Here is a 17,361-nt window from a genome sequence, read left to right as displayed (position 1 = left end):
CGTCGGGCCGTCTTTTCGCCTCCTCGCGAGGCGGACCGTAGATTACGTCTTCATCCCGCTACCCGTTAACGGAACGACCACGTCGTCGTCCGCAGAGAGGACGCCCCGACTGCGGTACTCCCGCAGGGCCGCGGGCGCGACGGCGCACGTCGGTTCGGTGTAGAACCCGCGGGCGTGCAGGGCGTCGAGTTCGCGTTCGACCGCCTCCTCCGAGAGCGCTATCGCGTCGCCGTCGGTCTCTGCTATCGCGGCGAGAATCTGCTCGCGTCTCGTCGGTTCGCGTATCTGGATGCCGTCGGCCGCGTCGTTGTCGCCCGCCGCGGCCTCTCGTCCGTGCATCGCCTCCGCTATCGGCGCGTATCCGGCCGCCTGCGCGCCCAGGAGGCGCGGCATCTCGTCTATCCACCCCGCCTCGTAGAGGGCGCGGAAGCCGCGGTACGCGCCGAGAAACAGCGTCCCGTGGCCGAGAGGGGAGACGACGGCGTCCGGGGCGGTCCAGTCTCGTTGAAGCGCCACCTCGTAGGCGAACGTCGCCGTCCCGGCGAAGAACGCGGGGTTCCACGCGTGGGAGGCGTACCACCCCTCGCCCGCGCGCACGGCGTCGAGGCAGGCGTCGGTCACGTCCTCGCGGGACCCCTCGACGCGAACCGGCGTCGCGCCCGCGCGTTCGATGGCGCGGAGTTTGGTCGGTTTGACCGCCGCGGGCACGTAGATGTCCGCGTCGATTCCGGCGCGGGCGGCGTAGGTGGCGATGGCCGCGCCCGCGTTACCGGAGGAGTCTTCGACCACCCGTTCGACGCCGAGTTCGTCGGCGACCGAAAGCGTCACCGCCGCGCCGCGGTCCTTGAACGACCCCGTCGGGAAGACGTACTCCAGTTTGAACGACGCGTCCCACTCGGGCGCGTCCACGAGCGGAGTCATCCCTTCGCCGAGGGTGACGTTCGGACCGACCGGGAGACAGTCCTCGAACGAAAAGAGGCCGTCTCGGGCGTCGAAATCGGCCGGGTCGGGGGCGGGGCCGTCGGGTCCGAAGTCGGTCGCGAAATCCAACGGCGCGCCGCAGTCGCACCGCCACGCCCACTCCGCGGGTGTTCGGCCGCAGGACGAACAGCGAAGCGTGAGTTCCGCCATGGTCAGACGGTGTCGATGTCGGTTCCGACAGAGCAGACGTACTCGCCGCTCGCCACCTGCGGGAGGCGGCGCGAACGCCAGAAGAGTCCGGGGCCGTCGGCGGTGACGCGGGCCTTCAGGCCGCCGAAGACGTCCGTCACCTCGAACAACACGTCGCCGACCGAGACGGAGTCGCCGAGGTCCTTCTTGAACCGGACCAGACCGCCCGCGGGCGACCCGTACTGGTCGAACCCCTTCGCGCGGGTCTGAGACGACGTCTCGCACGTGCCGTCGAGAAAGCCGTAGCCGTAGAGGACGTTGTAGATGCCGTCTACGCCCTTCCGGATGCTCTCTTCGTCCCACCCGACCGCTCCGCCGAGTTCGGGGTCTACGGTGGGGATGCCGTCGTCCGGTCCGGCGCGGGCGAGTTGCCCGTCCGGCCCCTTCTGGTCGAGGATGTAGCCGCATCCGAACGTCTTCGCGAGGCGGAGACACTCGTTGTGGAGGCGGTGGTGGCGGCCGCACCGGACGCGAACCTCGTCTATCATCCGACTCGTAGAGCCCTGATGGAGATCGACGATGAGGTCCGCGCGAGAGGCGACGCCGTACGTCGCCGCGGCGATTCGCTCGGAGGAGGTCCCGTTCTCGTCGCCCGGGTACGCCCGATTCATCTTCGTGTCGTCGATGGGGTTTCTGTGTTCGGCGACCTGGAACGCGTGGTAGTTGACGATGCCGACGACGAGAATCTCGCCGACGACGTCCGCCGGGTCCAACTGCGGGACGACGCGTTGGATCACTCCGACGCCGTTGAGTTCGTCGCCGTCCGACGCCGCCTGCACGTAGAGCGTCTTCCCGTCGCGGGCGCCGTTTATCACGGCGACCGGGAGAGCGACTGGGCTTCCGTCTCGGGCCTCTCCCACCTCGAGGCGACCCGTATCCGTCTCTCCGGGGGCCGCGCTCGCGCTTCCGAGCGTGGTCATTACTCGTCTGTCGGTACCCCCACCCTTTAGAGATTCGGTCTGTGACACCGCGAGCGACGACGTAGGTGCCCGTTGGCGCGACTCGGCGGGCGACGGGCGACCGACCGGGAGCGGTTTTACCCGCGTGCCCGAACGGTCACGTATGGCCCACGAGGAGACGGACGACCCGGACGCGTTCTCGTCGTTCCGGCAGTTCTTCGCTCTCGACGGGGACGTGTTGGTTCTCTCGGCGGCGATGTTCGCGTTCAGCCTCGGCTTCCAGATGACCGGACGATACATGCCGCGCTATATGAGCGTCCTCGGCGCGGGGAGCCTCGCAATCGGTCTCTACGGGAGTTTCGGCAATCTCATAAGCGCCGTCTACCCGTACCCCGGCGGCGCTCTCTCGGACCGCGTCGGGTCGCGGACGGCACTCACCGGGTTCGGCCTCGCCTCGACGCTCGGGTTCGTCGTCTGGTTGTTCGCCGACGCGTTCGGCGTCCTCACGATACCGGCCGCCTCCGTCGGTCCGTTCGCCGTCGATTCCGTCGTCCTCCCGGTGGGCATCTTCCTCGGACTCCTCCTCTCGCAGGCGTGGAAGTCGTTCGGACTCGGCGCGACGTTCGCGATAGTGAAACAGAGCGTCCCCCCGGACCGCCTGGCGACGGGGTTTGCGAGCACGGAGACGTTCCGCCGGACGGCCTTCCTCTTGGGTCCGTTGCTCGCGGCGGGGGTGTTGACTCTCTACCCGTTCGAGTCGGGGTTCCGCGTCGTCCTCGCCGTCGCCGCCCTGTTCGGACTCGTCGCGACGGCGACGCAGTATCTCCTCTACGACGCCTCGAAGGACTCGTTCGGCAAGTCGTTCGAGGGCGTCGCGTCGGTGCTCTCGGACCTGCGAGCGATGCCGCCGGAACTCAGACCCCTGCTCGTCGGCGACACCCTCGTCCGCTTCGGAAACGGGATGGTGTACGTGTTTTTCGTCATCGTGGTCACCGAGTTCCTCGCCGTCGGCGTCACCCTGCCCGTCGTCGGGTCGCTCTCGCCGGACGCGTTCTTCGGCGTCCTCTTGGCCGTCGAGATGGCCGTCGCCCTCCTGACGATGGTGCCCGTCGCGAAACTCGCGCGCCGCGTCGGGCTGAAACCCGTCGTCGCCGTCGGCTTCGTCGTCTACGCGGTGTTTCCCGTCCTCATCATCAACGCGCCCGAAAACGCCGCCGTCGTCGCTCTCCTCTTTGCGTTCTCCGGCCTGCGGTTCGCCGGACTCCCGGCGCACAAAGCGCTCATCGTCGGTCCCGCAGAGAAGAACGCGGGCGGGCGCGTCGTCGGGTCGTACTACCTCGTTCGCAACGTCGTCGTCGTCCCCTCCGCCGCCGTCGGCGGGTGGTTGTACGCCGCCTCGCCGGAACTGGCCTTCGCCGCGGCGACGGTGGTCGGTCTCCTCGGAACGGGGTACTTTCTCGCCTTCGGTCGGGAGTTCCCCGCGTACGCGTAGCGAACGATGGAGATTTGGTCTCTCGAGCGCAATTCGGAGACGTGAGTGACGAGGTTCCGGAGCGTCCGCCGTCCGGCGGACTCGTCGAGGCGTTAGACGTGTCGCGAAACGTCACCGTCGGCGTCGCAGTCGGCGTCGCAGTCGCGGTTACCGCGTACCTGTTTCGAGTGTTGGAACTGTTCGGCCCGTTCGCGGGGACGCGAGCGTACCCGGTTCTCGGACCGGAGGGATGGTTCGGCGTCCTCGCGTTCGTCCTCGCGGCGTCGACGGCGCTTTTCGTAGCGACGCTTCTGACCGTCGCCTCCGTCTACCGCCTCGCGAGAGCAGAGGACGTCTGAGCTACGGTCTCCGCCCGTCGAGACGTTCGACGCCGACGGAACCGTCCGTGCGCACCGACACGCGGAGTCCCTCGTACTCGAAGGAGACGTCGACAGACTGCGTCGAAGCGAGCGAAGAGAGAGCGTCGACGTCGACGAGTCCCGCGAGGGGTTCGAGGTCCATCGGGTCCCGTTCGAGTGCGGCGGCGACTTCGTTGACGATTCGCATGCCGATGTCGTCTCCGCCGTTCGGACCCGGAGACGTATCTGATTCGTTCACGGGCCTCGCCCTCCCAGTCGGCGTCTCCAACGCGCCGTCCGGTCGACGTGCCCCAGTTCGGTACCATCCCAGTCGGTGAGAGAATCCACCAGACCCATAGTTACCGACCAAGCAGACGCATCACAAGAAGGTGGCCGTTTCTCTGTCCAAGCAGTTATATGACCGCCGGTGACTCCGAGAGGGCGTCGTTCGCAGCGGTGACGTCGGCGACGGGAGAACTACTCGTCGAACTCTCGGGGGTCGCCGGTGGCCTCGCCGAGTCGTTCCGCGCCCGCGCGAGTCCCCTTCGCGATGACCACGTCGCCGGGGCGCAGTTCGGTATCCGGGCCGGGTTGGATCACCCACTCGTCGCCGCCGTCCCCCGCGTCGTCGCCCTCGGGACGGTGACTCTCGCGGCGGACGGCGATGACGCGCATCCCCGTCTCCGTCTTCACCCGCTTGCCTCCCAACGTCGTGCGCGCGAGAGCGCTCCCCTCGCGGACGGTGAATCGGACGATGACCTCGTCTGACTCCTCTACCGCGACGGCGACGACCGGGTGGGCGTTGAGTCCCCTGAGGACGCCCTCGCTAATTTCGAGTGCGGCGTCGGAGATGACCTCCGTCGCGGAGGCCAGGTGGACGAGGCCGCGGAGTTGAACCGGGTCTTCGACGCGACTCGCCGCCCGAAGCACCCACGCCTCGAAGCGGGATTTCAGCGCGTCCACCTCCGCCTCCAACTCGTTTACCTCCTCTGCGACCCCCTCGCTGTCGAACAGAATCGCCCCGTACGCGAGGTCGACGGCGAGTTCGCTCATATCCTTCATCAAGATGATGGAGTCGACCGCGCGTTCGAGGTCCTCTATCGGCGGGTCGGCCGCCGCGGGGGGTTCGTACGGGACGCCCGCGACCGTCTCGTACACGTCCGCGATGCCCGTCTGCGCGCCGCGGAGGAGGAGCACGTCGTTCTCGCGAACCTCCGTCTCTTGGTCCGGGTTCTGTATCCACCGGCGCTTGCCGGTCACGGACCGGCGACGGATGGCGATGACGCGGACGCCCGTCTCCGTCTCCATGTTGATGTCGCCGAGGGTGCGGCCGTCGTACGGCGAGTTCACGGCGACTGTCGCGCGGACCAGCATCTCGGCCGCCTCCGGGAGGGCCGTGCGGATGGCGTCCGGGAGGCCGATGTCCTCTAACACCACTTTCGCGATGTCTCCCGCCGCGTTGGATATCTTCTCCGCCGATTCGATGACGCCGAGGACGGGCGCGAGTTGCTCTGCGTCTTCGGGGTTGCGCGCGGCCATGAGGAGACTCATCCGGCCCTGCAGTTGGAGGATGTCCATCCGCTCTTCGAGTTCGAGAACCTCCCGCGCTATCTCGTCGCTCCCGTTGAGGACGGCGGAGTACGAGAGGTCGATGAGGAGTTCTGCGGTGTCTTTCATCTCCGACAGAACCTCCTTCACGCTGACCGGTTCGTACTCCACGTCCACTGGGTCCATGTGTCGGGATGCGCGTCGGACCGTGAAAAGGCTTGGTAGCGCCGCGTTCGTCGCCCTCCCCGCGTCCTCCGGACGCGAGGACGAGACGGGAATCAGCAGAGAGAGCCATCGTACGACGGCTTCTCGGGGCGAAAAATAGTTTGGGGTGAACGATAACGCTTTTTTGAGAGGGACGGGTACCGTTTTGGTATGTCAGACGACCTAAAGCGGGGGCTAGAAGGCGTTCTTGTCGCCGAGTCGGAACTCAGCTACATCGACGGCGACGCCGGTAAACTCGTCTACCGGGGCTATACCATCGAGGACCTCGCCCGCGACGCGTCGTACGAGGAAGTCGTCTACCTCCTCTGGCACGGAGAGCTTCCCGCGCGCTCGGAACTCCAGACGTTCAAAGAGCAGATGGCGGCCGAACGAGCGCTCGACGAGGACGTACTCGCCCACATCCGGTCGCTCGCGGCGGCCGACGAGGTGCCGATGGCCGCGCTTCGGAGCATCGTCTCGTCGCTGTCCGCGCACGACGACGACGCCACCTTCGAGGACGTCACGGACCACGAGGCGAACGTCCGCAAGTCCCGACGCATCACGTCGAAGATTCCGACGGCGCTGGCGGCGTTCGACCGCCTCCGTAAGGGCGAGGAACCGGTCGAACCGCGCGAGGACCTGGACCACGCCGCGAACTTCCTCTACATGCTCAACGACGAGGAACCCGACGACGTGTTGGCCGAGACGTTCGACATGGCTCTCGTCCTCCACGCCGACCACGGTCTGAACGCCTCGACGTTCTCCGCGATGGTCACCGCTTCGACGCTCTCGGACATGCACAGCGCCATCACGAGCGCCATCGGCACGCTCGCGGGGTCGCTCCACGGCGGGGCGAACGCGAACGTGATGAAGATGCTCGAAGAGATAGACGAAAGCGACAAAGACCCCACAAAGTGGGTCACGGACGCCCTCGATTCGGGTCGTCGCGTCCCCGGGTTCGGACACCGCGTCTACAACGTCAAAGATCCGCGCGCGAAGATTCTCGGCGAGAAGTCCGAGACGCTCGGCGAGGCGGCGGGCGACATGAAGTGGTACGACTACTCCGTCGCAATCGAAGAGTACATCGCAGACGAGAAGGGTCTCGCTCCGAACGTCGATTTCTACTCCGCTTCGACGTACTACCAGATGGGCATCCCCGTCGATATCTACACCCCAATCTTCGCGATGTCCCGCGTCGCCGGATGGACCGCACACGTCCTCGAACAGTACGAAGACAACCGCCTCATCCGACCGCGCGCGCGGTACGTCGGCCCGACGGACCAGACGTTCCCCGACGTCGACGAACGGTAGTCCGGCCGTCTCCGCTTTCTGCCGTCTGTCGGTCGTCCGCCGTCGGGTTTCGGTCAGTCGTCGGCGTCGACGCTCCCGCGTTCGTGCAGGAGTCCCGCCGCCCGCCCCGCCCAATCGGCGCGCGCGAAGGCCGCGACGGCGAACAGTCCCATCCAGAGATACGCGAGGAAGACGCCGACGTAGACGCCGAACAGGCCGAGTTCCAACCACTCGACGGCGAGGTAGGAGACGCCGACGAAGAAGCCGAACATGCCGGTGACGCGGGCGAGAAACGGGAGCCGAGTCGCACCGGCACCCTGTAACGCGCCAGAGAGAGCGACGAACACCGCGAGCATCGGCGCGGAGAGACCGTAGACGACGGCGAACTCCGCCGCGTACGTGAGCGCTTCGGGCGACCCGCCGAATCCGAGGACGGCGACGACGGGGTCCGCGAAGGCGGCGAGGACGACGCCGATGCCACCGACCGAGAGGAGCGAAAGCGCGGCGGTGGCCCACCCCTCGTACCGCGCGACGGACTCCTCGCCGCGTCCGAGCGCCTGTCCGACGAGGATGCTCCCGGCGACGTTGTACCCGCGAGAGAGCGGACTCGTCACCTGTTGGTACACCCGGCGGCCGACCTGAAATCCGGCGTTGATAACGTCACCAGACACAGTCTGGTGGGCCGCAGAGCCGAGCTCTGCGACGTCGCCGGACGGTCGGCCGCCCGTGCCGCCGACGGAGAGGAGCAACGCGTTGAACGGGAACTCCGCGAGTTCGGTAGCGAACCCCTCCGCGGCCCGGGGCGTCGCGACGCGGACGAGTTGGGCCGCCACCGTCCGGTCCGTCGGGCGCGCGAACGTCACGGGCGAGGCGGGGCGGTACGTCGCCGCGACGAGCAGTCCGGCCGAGAGGACGTTCGCCGCCGACGTGGCGAGTCCGACGCCGAAGACGCCCAACCGCGGGAGAAACAAGACGCCGAAGCCGAGGCCCACCGAGAGGGCGACGTTGAGAACGTTGGCGACGACGTTGACGTACATCGGCGTGCGGGTGTCGCCGAGGCCCTGCAGGGCGCGGGCACCGACGAGAGCGACGTGGCGCGCCGGTGCCGTCGCGAAGACGACGGCGAGGTACGTCCCGCCGAGGCGCACCGCGTCGTCGCTGGCGGGGAACAGACCGACCGCCCACTCCGAAAAGAAGAGACCGAAGGCGACGAACGGGAGGCCGGTGACGAACGCGACGAGGAGTCCCTGCGTCACCGCCTCGTCCCGGTTCGCGTCGGCACCGCTTCCGGTGTCCTGACTCGAAAGCGCGATGGCGGCCCCGCCGAGTCCGAGGCCGATTCTGAGCGGGAAGCGCGCGAACAGGTCCGCGAGGCCGATTGCGACGACGGCGGCGGGAGAGAGGGCGGCGGTGACGAGGATATCCACCGTCCGCATCAGCGTCCGCGTGGTCTGTTCGGCCATCACCGGCCACGCGAGCGAGAACACGCGACGCCAGACGCCGCGGAGTCGCCCGAAGTCCATGTAGAGACGTCTACCGCGTCGAACGCTTGACCCTACCGGAAGGTGAACACCGAGAACCTTTGCCGGTTCGCGCCGACGCCTCTCGCGTGACCGATATCTTCGTCTACGGGACGCTGACCGACCCCGACAGAGCCGACTCGCTCTTAGAGGAGTGGTCGTTCGGACCCGACGCCCGACTCGTCGGCCTGCGCCGCGTCGAGGGGCGGTACCCGACACTCGTCCCGGGTGGGTCCGTCGAGGGGCGCATCCTGCAGACCGACGACGTGACGACGCTCGACCGGTACGAAGGCGTCTCGTCGGGGATCTACGTCCGCGTGAACGTCCCGTACGCGGACGGGTTCGACGACGCAGGCGACGCGACGGACGACGACGGGCGCGAGGGCGCGGCGGTGTACGTCGGCGACCCCGACCGACTGGCCGTCGATACCGAGGCTCGGTGGCCCGAGAGCGACGATTTCGGCGGCGGCGTTCGGCGATACGTGGCCGACGAACGCGTCGTCGTGAGTCGGGGGGAGAATGTATCCGACGCGTGAATGACGTTCGTCAGACGGCGCGATCATCTCGTCGCTGTCTTGCGATTTCACTTCCGGTCCGGGTACATGACGTTTATATACTACGCGGTCCGAAACACAGACGCACGTCACACGCGTGCATTCCCCCTTTCCCTTTCACAGTTCGAGAGCGACCGCCACGCCCCGGCCCGAGAGCGGTCGTCGCCTCCGAGAGAGCGGTCGCCCGGCGACCCCAAAACGATTAACCGAGGCGACGGAGAACCGCGAGCATGCTCTCTCTGTCGGACGTCACCGCGGCGCGGGGCCGAATCGAAGACGTGGTGAAGCGGACACCGCTGGATTACTCGCACACCTTCTCGGAGATGACCGGCGCGGAGGTGTATCTGAAACTGGAGAACTTCCAGCGGACCGGGTCGTTCAAGATTCGCGGCGCGATGAACTGCATCGCCACGCTCTCGGACGAAGAGAAGGCGGCGGGCGTGGTGACCGCGAGTGCCGGAAACCACGCGCAGGGCGTCGCACTCGCGGCGACTCGCGCCGGCGCGAACTCGAAGATAGTGATGCCGAAGCACGCGCCGATTTCGAAGGTGAAAGCGACAGAACGGTACGGCGGCGAGACCATCCTCCACGGCGCGGACTACGACGAGGCGCAAGCGAAGGCCCACGAGATAGAACAACGGGAGGGTCGGACGTACGTCCACGCCTTCGACGACCCGTCCGTGATGGCCGGACAGGGAACTATCGGCCTCGAAATCGTCCAAGACTGCCCCGAACTCGACACCGTCGTCGTCCCCATCGGCGGCGGCGGCCTCATCTCCGGCATCGCAACCGCGGTCAAAGCTCACAACCCCGACGCGCGCGTCATCGGCGTCCAGGCGGAAGGGGCCTCCTCCGTGGCGGACTCGCTTCGGAAGGGGTCGATTCACGAACTCGACCACGTCGACACCATCGCCGACGGCATCGCCACGCGGCGGGTGGGCGACGAACCGTTCGACGTCATCCGAGAACGGGTGGACGAGGTGGTGACCGTCTCCGACGAGGAGATAGCCGTCACGCTGACCTACCTCCTCGAACGGTCGAAGACGCTCGTCGAGGGCGCGGGGGCAGTCGCCCTCGCGGCCCTGCTCTTCGAGGCGTTCGACTACGAGGAGGGCGAAGTCGTCGTTCCGGCGCTCTGCGGCGGTAACATCGACCTCAACCAACTCACGACCGTCGTCATGCGCGGACTCGTCGAGACGGGGCGGTATCTGAAGATTCGGACCGTCCTGAAGGACCGCCCGGGCGCGTTACAGGACCTCATCGCCGTCCTCGCGGACGCCCAAGCGAACATCTACGCCATCCAGCACGACCGGACGTCGCGTAATATCTCGATGAACGAGGCGGACGTGGAACTGGACTTAGAGACCAAGGGGTTCGAACACGTCGACGAACTGCTAGCGGCCCTCCGAGAACGGGGGTACGAGGTCGAGGTTCTCGCTTGAACCGGGTTACTCGTACGTGCCGAGGTGGCCGCCGTCCCACGTCATGTCGTCGCCGTTCAGATGTTGGCCGTGCTTCGAGAACCCGAAGGCAAAGAGGTTCGCCACCTGAATCGGGCGCATCATCTCTTTGACGCGCGACCCGCCGAGCATCACGTCTTCGACGACTTCCGCCTCGGAGATGCCGCGTTCGTCGGCCGTGTCGGGAATCTGCTCTTCGACGAGCGGCGTCGAGACGTAACTCGTCGAGATGGTAAACGCGCGGAGCGTTCCCCCTCCCTCGGCGGCGATTGACTTCGTGAGGCCGCGCAGACCGAACTTCGAGGTGACGTAGCCCGCCTTGTCCTGCGTCGCGACGTGGCCGTGAATCGAGCACATGTTCCCGATGGCCCCGACGCCGTCGTCGGTGTCGCGGATGTGGGGCACCACGAGTTTCGAGAGCAGGAAGGGCGCACGGAGCATCACGTCGTGCATCGCGTCGTAGACGTCCATCGGGAACTCTTCGAGCGGTGAGATGTGCTGCATCCCGGCGACGTTCGCGAGGTAACGCACGTCTCCGTGCGTCGCCGCCTCCTCGACGACCGCTCTCAGGTCGTCGTCGTCGGTGAGGTCGGCCTCTACGGTGACCACGTCGCCCGGCGCGTCCATCTCGTCTTCGACGAGCGCTTTCGTCGAGGCGAGTCCGTCTGCGTCCACGTCGGTTCCGACGACGGTGAGGCCGTTCGTCGCCATCGCGGCGGCCGTCGCTCGCCCGATGCCGGAGGCCGCACCCGTCACGACGCAGACGCTCTCTGCGTCGAAGTGGTCGTCGCCTATCACCAGTACGTCGTCCGCGCCGAAATCTACCGTAGCGGGGTCCGCCATGTGGAACTGACACGGGCGACGGGAGTATTAATCTGCGTGCGCCGCCGGGAATAGAATCGGTTTCGGTCGTTCCCAGTCTTCGGGAAGCGGGTTCGGAGTCTAATCTCGCCGGAACCGTACGACCGATTACCGACTCGGGCCACCGCCCGCCGACGGTGGCCGACTTCAACCGCCACCTATGGTAGACCCAGTACTCGCAAGCAGGCTCCAGTTCGCACTCACGACCATCGTCCACATCATCTTCCCCGTGATGAGCATGGGCCTCGCGCCCTTTCTCGTCTACTTCACGTGGAAGGACATCCGCTCGGACGACCCCGTCTACGAGCAGTTGCGGCGGTTCTGGACGAAGATATTCGCCGTCTCGTTCGTCGTCGGAACGGTGACGGGCATCGTCTTGGAGTTCGAATTCGGGACGAACTTCGCCGCGTTCTCGACGACTGCGGGTGAACTGTTCGGCGGGCCGTTGGCGACGGAGGGCATGATGGCGTTCATGCTCGAAGCCACGTTCCTCGGCGTATTCGTATTCGGCCGCGAGAAGGTATCTGACGCCCTCTATATGGTCTCTGCCGTCGCGGTCGGTCTCGGGACGTGGCTCTCTGCGGTCTGGATTCTCGTGGCCAACTCGTGGATGCAGACGCCTCGCGGATACGAACTCGCCACGGAGGGCGGACAGACCATCGTTCACCTCTCTGACCCCATCGCCGCATACGCGAACCCCCGCTTCCCGTGGATGTTCGTCCACATGCAGAACGCCGCCGTCCTCTCGGTGGCGTTGTTCATGGCGGGCGTCGCGTCCTACTACGTCTTCCGGCACTACCAGTGGAAGTATCCCGTCGAGAACGTCGCCTTCTGGGAGAAGACGCTGAAGATAGCTATCGTCGTCCTCCTCCTCACCGCGCCGTTTCAGGTGCTCCACGGCGACGCGTACGGCCGTCACGTCGCGGAGACGCAACCGCAGAAGTTCGCCGCGATGGAGGCCGTCTGGGAGACGGAATCGTACGTCCCCGAGTACATCATCGCCGTCCCGACGAACCTACAGGACCTGACCGACCCGAGAGCGAGAGAACTGTTCGGAATCGGTATCCCCGGCGGGGCGTCGTGGTTGGCGAGCGGTGGCGACCCGTCGGCGACTATCAAGGGGTTAAACGAGTTCGAGACGGAGGCGCCGCCAGTCGCCATCGTGTTCTGGGCGTTCCGCCTCATGGTCGGCCTCGGCTTTTGGTTCGTGCTGCTCGCCTTCTGGGCGGGCTACCGCTGGTGGCGCGGTGAACTCCGGGACGACGACTTGCTCCACAAGTCGCTCATGGCCTCGTCGCTTCTGGGAATCTTGGCGGTCGAAGTCGGGTGGATAGTCACCGAGGTGGGTCGACAGCCGTGGGTGATACAGGGCGTGATGCGAACCGAAGACGGCGTCTCTCCGGGGCTGACCGGCGGAGAGGCGACTGCGACGCTCGCGGGGTTCGCTCTCGTCTACCTCGCGCTGTTGACGCTGTACGGGTACATCGTCGCTCGCATCGTCCGAAGCGGTCCGCCCACCGTAGAGGGTATCCCGAGCGCCGAACGCGACGTTCCCGTGACGCCCGGGACGGTCACGGAGGGGACCGACGATGACTGACCCGACGGTTCTGCAGTCGGGGACGCTCGCGGACGGACCCCTGTTCGGGCTTCCGCTACCCGAACTGTGGTTCGGTCTCGTGTTCTTCCTGTTGGGGACGTTCCTGTTTCTCGACGGCTTCGACTTCGGCGTCGGAGCGTTGTTCGCTACTCTCGACGACGACGACGAGAGAGAGCAACTGCTCTCGGCCATCGGACCGGTCTGGGACGGCAACGAGGTGTGGCTCGTCGTCTTCGGCGGGGCGATGTTCGCGGCGTTTCCCGCGGTGTACGCGAACCTGTTCAGTCGGAACTACCTGCTCATGTTCGCCATCCTCGCCGCGCTCATCTGTCGCGGACTCGCGCCGGAGATGTACGAACAGCGACACGACGCGAGGTGGCAACGGTGGTGGGGTCGCGCGTTCGTCGCCGGGAGCGTCGCGGCGCCGTTCTTTCTCGGCGCGTTCGCCGCGAACTGGCTCCTCGGCGGCGCTGGTCTGGCATCCGTCCCGGCTATCGTCGTGGGCGCGGCCGTTGTCGCCCTCACCGTCGTCAACGGGGCGGCCTACCTCGGACTGAAGACCCGCGGGTCGCTCCAGCGAGAGATGGTCGCCTACGGGCCGAAAGCGGTGACGGCGTATCTCGGACTCGTCGTCGCGGCTCTCGGCTATCTCTACGTCTTCGACCCCGCGGTGAGCGATTCGCTTCTCGCGCCCGCCTCGGTCGGACTGGTGACGCTCACGGTGGCGCTGGCCGTCGCCTACGTCGCCGCCATCCGTCGGGAGACGTTCCTCCCGGCGATGGCCGCCGCCGCCGGGATGACGTACGGACTGGCGGCTCTCGTCGCTCTCCTCATGTACCCGATGGCGGACCCCGCCGCCGGGCTGACGGTGGAGTCGGCCATCGTCTCGACGCTTCCGTTGAATCTCATGACTATCGCGGCGGCGGCGCTTCTTCCCCTCGTGTTCGTCTACTTCGGCGTTCTCTACTCGGTGTTCCGGGGGCCGGTAGAGGCGGGCGAGGCGTACGGCGGCGACTGAGCGTTGCGGACGGACCGAGGAAACCGCGCCGTCTCTCTCGGTTTTAAGTCGTCGGCCGCCGACGCCTCGCGCATGAAGCGAATCATCAGCACGGACGAGGCACCCGCCGCGGTAGGCGCGTACAGTCAGGCGACGACGAACGAGTCGTTGGTCTTCACGGCCGGACAGATTCCGCTCACGCCCGACGGCGAACTGCTGGACGACGAAGACATCGCCACGCAGACCGAGCAAGCACTCGACAACGTCGTGGCGATTCTCGACGCCGAGGGCGCGACTGCCGAGGACGTGTTGAAGGTGAGCGTCTTCCTCGACGACATCGAGGACTTCGACGAGATGAACGAGACGTACGCGGGCTACTTCGAGTCGGAACCCCCGGCCCGAAGCGCCCTCGAAGTGGCGAACCTCCCGAAAGGCGTCGGCGTCGAGATAGAGGCAATCGCCGACGCATCCGAGTGAGCGTGCGGCCGCGAGCGAAGTCCGCGCTCCTGTGGGGCGCAATCGGCGGGTTCAGCTTTCTCGTCGCCCTGCAGGGGTACCGTCTCCTCGTCTCCCCGTTGACGTTCGGCGTCGGCGGCGCTCTCGGAACCGCACTCGCAGTCGGCGTCGTCGTCGCCGCCGTGACGTACGCCACCGAGGGCCGTCTCACCGCGAAAGGAAGGACTTAAACGAATCAACGGGATACGTTGAGACGTAAGCCGGGATGGCCGAGTGGTAAGGCGCACGCCTGGAAAGCGTGTTCCCTTTGGGATCCAGGGTTCAAATCCCTGTCCCGGCGCTTCTCTGATTTCTAGCCCTCCAGCGAGGCGTTTCATCGCCGAGCCACGCGGTTGGAAATCTGTGAACGGTTACGACGGGATGTGAACCAGAAAGCGACTGAAAGGAGCGACCGAGGTTCGGTCCCCGTCCGGCGCTTCTACCGTGTCTCACCCCACCAGAGGCGTCTCGTCCGGCGTCTCACGGCCGGTACCGTCGTCCGAACCCCGACGCGTCACGGCCGGACCCAAACATTCATCACCATGGGTGTCGTTGACACGCACGACAATGCCAGACACGAAGAATGGCCGGGAGCGCAAGGGCCGCAACAAGAAGAATCAGCTCCAAGAGCGCCTCTATTCGCACGAGATAGAGGCAGTGGAGTCCGACGACGAACTCCCGCCGTTCGAGGCCACCCCCGAGACGCCGTTGTTGACGGACGACATCCCCGACGACGAGTGAGAGCACGGCGTTCGCCGTCTACCGCCTTCGGCCTCCTTCGATATTTTCCGCGTCACCGCCCGCTTACGTCCGAGTGAGGACGTTCCCGCCACGAAGCCCTATATAAAGATAGTCGTATCTTCGGCTCTACCGGACAGGTATCGTGTGCGAACGAATCGCACGAATCGGACGAGAAGCGACGCCGAGAGAGGAGTTCTGCACCGTCTCGTGTGAATTGATGACAAGTCACGCTCCTCGCTGAATCCAAAATCTTATATAGAATCACAAACAATCTCTCGGTGAACTATGAGTCAGCGAATGCAGCAGGGTCAGCCCATGATCATCATGGGAGAGGACGCGCAGCGCGTGAAAGACCGCGACGCGCAGGAGTACAACATCACTGCCGCCCGTGCTGTGGCGGAGGCCGTACGTTCGACACTCGGTCCGAAGGGAATGGACAAGATGCTCGTCGACTCGATGGGTGACGTCACCATCACGAACGACGGCGTGACCATCCTCAAGGAGATGGACATCGACAACCCGACGGCCGAGATGATCGTCGAGGTTGCCGAGACCCAAGAGGACGAGGCGGGCGACGGAACGACGACGGCCGTCGCCATCGCGGGCGAACTCCTGAAGAACGCCCAGGACCTCCTCGAACAGGACATCCACCCGACGGCGATCATCAAGGGCTTCCACCTCGCAAGCCAGCAGGCCCGCGAGGAGATAGACGACATCGCGGACGTCGTCGAACCCGACGACGAAGAGATCGTCAGAAAGGTCGCAGAGACCTCCATGACCGGCAAGAGCTCCGAACTCAACAAGGAGCTTCTCGCCGACATCATCGTCCAGGCCGTCCAGCAGGTCACCGTCGAAGCCGACGACGGGTCCTACGTGGTCGACCTCGAGAACGTCTCCATCGAGACGCAGACCGGTCGCTCCGCGAGCGAGTCCGAACTGCTCAACGGCGCGGTCATCGACAAAGACCCCGTCCACGACGACATGCCCGTCGCGTTCGACGAGGCCAGCGTCCTCCTCCTCAACGAACCCATCGAGGTCGAGGAGACCGACGTGGACACGCAGGTCAGCATCGAGAACCCCGACCAACTCCAGAAGTTCCTCGACCAAGAGGAAAAGCAGCTCAAGGAGAAGGTCGACAAGATAGCCGAGTCCGGCGCGGACGTCGTCTTCTGTCAGAAAGGCATCGACGACCTCGCCCAGCACTACCTCGCAAAGCAGGGCATCCTCGCGATCCGCCGGACGAAGAAGTCCGACATCGGCTTCCTGAAGAACATCGTCGGCGGCAACGTCGTCTCCGACCTCGACAGCCTCGAAGCCGCGGACCTCGGCACCGGTAGCGTCCGCCGCGACGGCGAGGACGAACTGTTCTACGTCGAGGGCATCGGCGACGACTTCCACGGCGTCACGATGCTCCTCCGCGGTTCGACCGACCACGTCGTCGACGAACTCGAACGCGGCGTCGAGGACGCTCTCAACGTCGTCGCGACGACCGTGTCCGACGGCCGCGTCCTCGCGGGCGGCGGCGCAATCGAGGTCGAACTCGCCTCGCGTCTCCGCGACTACGCTGACTCCGTCTCCGGCCGCGAACAGTTGGCCGTCGAGGCGTTCGCGGACGCGGTCGAACTCGTCCCCCGCGTCCTCGCGGAGAACGCCGGTCTCGACTCCATCGACACGCTGGTCGACCTCCGCGCGGCGCACGAGGAAGGCGACAAGCGCGCCGGTCTGAACGTCTTCAGCGGCGACGTCGAAGACACCTTCGAGGCGGGCATCGTCGAACCCGCCCACGCGAAAGAGCAGGCCATCTCGTCTGCCACCGAGGCCGCGAACCTCGTCCTCAAAATCGACGACATCATCGCCGCGGGCGACCTGAGCACCGGCGGCGACGACGACGAAGGCGGCGCACCCGCCGGCGGCATGGGCGGCATGGGCGGTATGGGCGGCGCTATGTAAAATCGGGCAGCGCCCGATTTTCATAGGCAACCGAGCGTCGTTCAGTGACGCGAATGTGAGATAGGCCGACGCCACACCTCACACCCCCGACCCCGTCGTCTCTCGCACCGCGCGCCGACCGCACGACCCGAATTTTTTTCGCCGACGCCGTCGCCCGACAGCGACGGCTGACGCCGCTATTTCGGTCCGACGTCGATATTTGCGTCTGATCCGAGATACAGTGAGAAACGGGTATCCAGTCCGAG

At 66.1% G+C, this 17,361-nt stretch carries 17 protein-coding genes and 1 tRNA gene; 12 read left to right on the top strand and 6 right to left on the bottom strand.

What is annotated here, in order from left to right; translation table 11 throughout:
* Positions 1–42: 42 nt before the first annotated feature.
* Positions 43–1,131: a pyridoxal-phosphate dependent enzyme gene (locus tag BM167_RS02175; RefSeq protein ID WP_092888085.1), complete on the bottom strand. Its 1,089-nt coding sequence runs from the start codon at positions 1,129–1,131 to the stop codon at positions 43–45.
* Between the two features lie 2 nt (positions 1,132–1,133).
* Positions 1,134–2,090: a succinylglutamate desuccinylase/aspartoacylase family protein gene (locus BM167_RS02170; RefSeq protein ID WP_092888082.1), complete on the bottom strand. Its 957-nt coding sequence runs from the start codon at positions 2,088–2,090 to the stop codon at positions 1,134–1,136.
* Between the two features lie 142 nt (positions 2,091–2,232).
* Here BM167_RS02170 and BM167_RS02165 point away from each other — a divergent pair, with 142 nt between their 5' ends.
* Together BM167_RS02165 and BM167_RS02160 are read left to right on the top strand one after the other, a co-directional pair.
* Entirely contained in the window at positions 2,233–3,561 is a 1,329-nt protein-coding gene (locus tag BM167_RS02165) for an MFS transporter (protein WP_092888079.1), read from the top strand.
* 14 nt (positions 3,562–3,575) lie between these two features.
* Positions 3,576–3,899: a DUF7536 family protein gene (locus tag BM167_RS02160; protein ID WP_177213263.1), complete on the top strand. Its 324-nt coding sequence runs from the start codon at positions 3,576–3,578 to the stop codon at positions 3,897–3,899.
* Position 3,900: 1 nt separating this feature from the next.
* On the opposite strand, the gene BM167_RS02155 is transcribed toward BM167_RS02160, so the two are convergent.
* Positions 3,901–4,158: a HalOD1 output domain-containing protein gene (locus BM167_RS02155; protein ID WP_218153754.1), complete on the bottom strand. Its 258-nt coding sequence runs from the start codon at positions 4,156–4,158 to the stop codon at positions 3,901–3,903.
* Between the two features lie 218 nt (positions 4,159–4,376).
* Positions 4,377–5,633 (bottom strand): potassium channel family protein, encoded by a 1,257-nt coding sequence (locus BM167_RS02150; protein ID WP_092888073.1) that lies wholly within the window; start codon positions 5,631–5,633, stop codon positions 4,377–4,379.
* Between the two features lie 189 nt (positions 5,634–5,822).
* Between BM167_RS02150 and citZ the strand changes: the two genes are divergently transcribed.
* A complete protein-coding gene (gene citZ / locus BM167_RS02145; RefSeq protein ID WP_092888071.1) occupies positions 5,823–6,962 on the top strand; it encodes a citrate synthase in 1,140 nt (379 codons plus the stop codon).
* A 53-nt stretch (positions 6,963–7,015) separates the two neighbouring features.
* On the opposite strand, the gene BM167_RS02140 is transcribed toward citZ, so the two are convergent.
* Positions 7,016–8,464, bottom strand: a complete 1,449-nt coding sequence (locus tag BM167_RS02140) for an MATE family efflux transporter (RefSeq protein WP_092888068.1) — start codon at positions 8,462–8,464, stop codon at positions 7,016–7,018.
* Positions 8,465–8,550: 86 nt separating this feature from the next.
* Between BM167_RS02140 and BM167_RS02135 the strand changes: the two genes are divergently transcribed.
* Both BM167_RS02135 and ilvA read left to right on the top strand, forming a co-directional pair.
* Entirely contained in the window at positions 8,551–8,997 is a 447-nt protein-coding gene (locus BM167_RS02135) for a gamma-glutamylcyclotransferase family protein (protein ID WP_092888065.1), read from the top strand.
* A gap of 248 nt (positions 8,998–9,245) precedes the next feature.
* Positions 9,246–10,457: a threonine ammonia-lyase gene (ilvA, locus tag BM167_RS02130; RefSeq protein ID WP_092888062.1), complete on the top strand. Its 1,212-nt coding sequence runs from the start codon at positions 9,246–9,248 to the stop codon at positions 10,455–10,457.
* Positions 10,458–10,463: 6 nt separating this feature from the next.
* Here ilvA and BM167_RS02125 read toward each other — a convergent pair whose 3' ends face one another.
* Positions 10,464–11,318 (bottom strand): SDR family NAD(P)-dependent oxidoreductase, encoded by an 855-nt coding sequence (locus tag BM167_RS02125; RefSeq protein ID WP_092888059.1) that lies wholly within the window; start codon positions 11,316–11,318, stop codon positions 10,464–10,466.
* Between the two features lie 178 nt (positions 11,319–11,496).
* Between BM167_RS02125 and BM167_RS02120 the strand changes: the two genes are divergently transcribed.
* The 7 genes from BM167_RS02120 to thsB all read left to right on the top strand — a co-directional run bounded on the left by BM167_RS02120 (position 11,497) and on the right by thsB (position 17,116).
* Positions 11,497–12,933, top strand: coding sequence for a cytochrome ubiquinol oxidase subunit I (locus BM167_RS02120; RefSeq protein ID WP_092888058.1), 1,437 nt, complete (start codon positions 11,497–11,499; stop codon positions 12,931–12,933).
* Positions 12,926–13,951, top strand: coding sequence for a cytochrome d ubiquinol oxidase subunit II (locus BM167_RS02115; protein ID WP_092888055.1), 1,026 nt, complete (start codon positions 12,926–12,928; stop codon positions 13,949–13,951). Before BM167_RS02120 ends, BM167_RS02115 begins: the two co-directional genes overlap by 8 nt.
* Before the next feature lie 72 nt (positions 13,952–14,023).
* Complete coding sequence (locus BM167_RS02110) at positions 14,024–14,407, top strand: Rid family detoxifying hydrolase (protein WP_092888052.1); 384 nt, start codon at positions 14,024–14,026, stop codon at positions 14,405–14,407.
* Entirely contained in the window at positions 14,404–14,616 is a 213-nt protein-coding gene (locus BM167_RS02105; RefSeq protein WP_245781290.1) for a DUF7981 family protein, read from the top strand. Before BM167_RS02110 ends, BM167_RS02105 begins: the two co-directional genes overlap by 4 nt.
* 29 nt (positions 14,617–14,645) lie before the next feature.
* Positions 14,646–14,726 (top strand) — tRNA-Ser (locus tag BM167_RS02100).
* Positions 14,727–14,992: 266 nt separating this feature from the next.
* Positions 14,993–15,166, top strand: a complete 174-nt coding sequence (locus BM167_RS18290) for a hypothetical protein (protein WP_177213262.1) — start codon at positions 14,993–14,995, stop codon at positions 15,164–15,166.
* Positions 15,167–15,481: 315 nt separating this feature from the next.
* Positions 15,482–17,116 carry a thermosome subunit beta gene (gene thsB / locus BM167_RS02095; protein WP_177213305.1) on the top strand — a complete coding sequence of 545 codons (1,635 nt, stop codon included), beginning with the start codon at positions 15,482–15,484 and terminating at the stop codon, positions 17,114–17,116.
* Positions 17,117–17,361: the final 245 nt, after the last annotated feature.

The organism is Halopelagius inordinatus (assembly GCF_900113245.1).
Lineage (GTDB): Archaea > Halobacteriota > Halobacteria > Halobacteriales > Haloferacaceae > Halopelagius > Halopelagius inordinatus.
The sequence above is the reverse complement of the archived record's forward strand: the minus strand, read 5'-3'. Positions and strand labels throughout refer to the sequence as shown.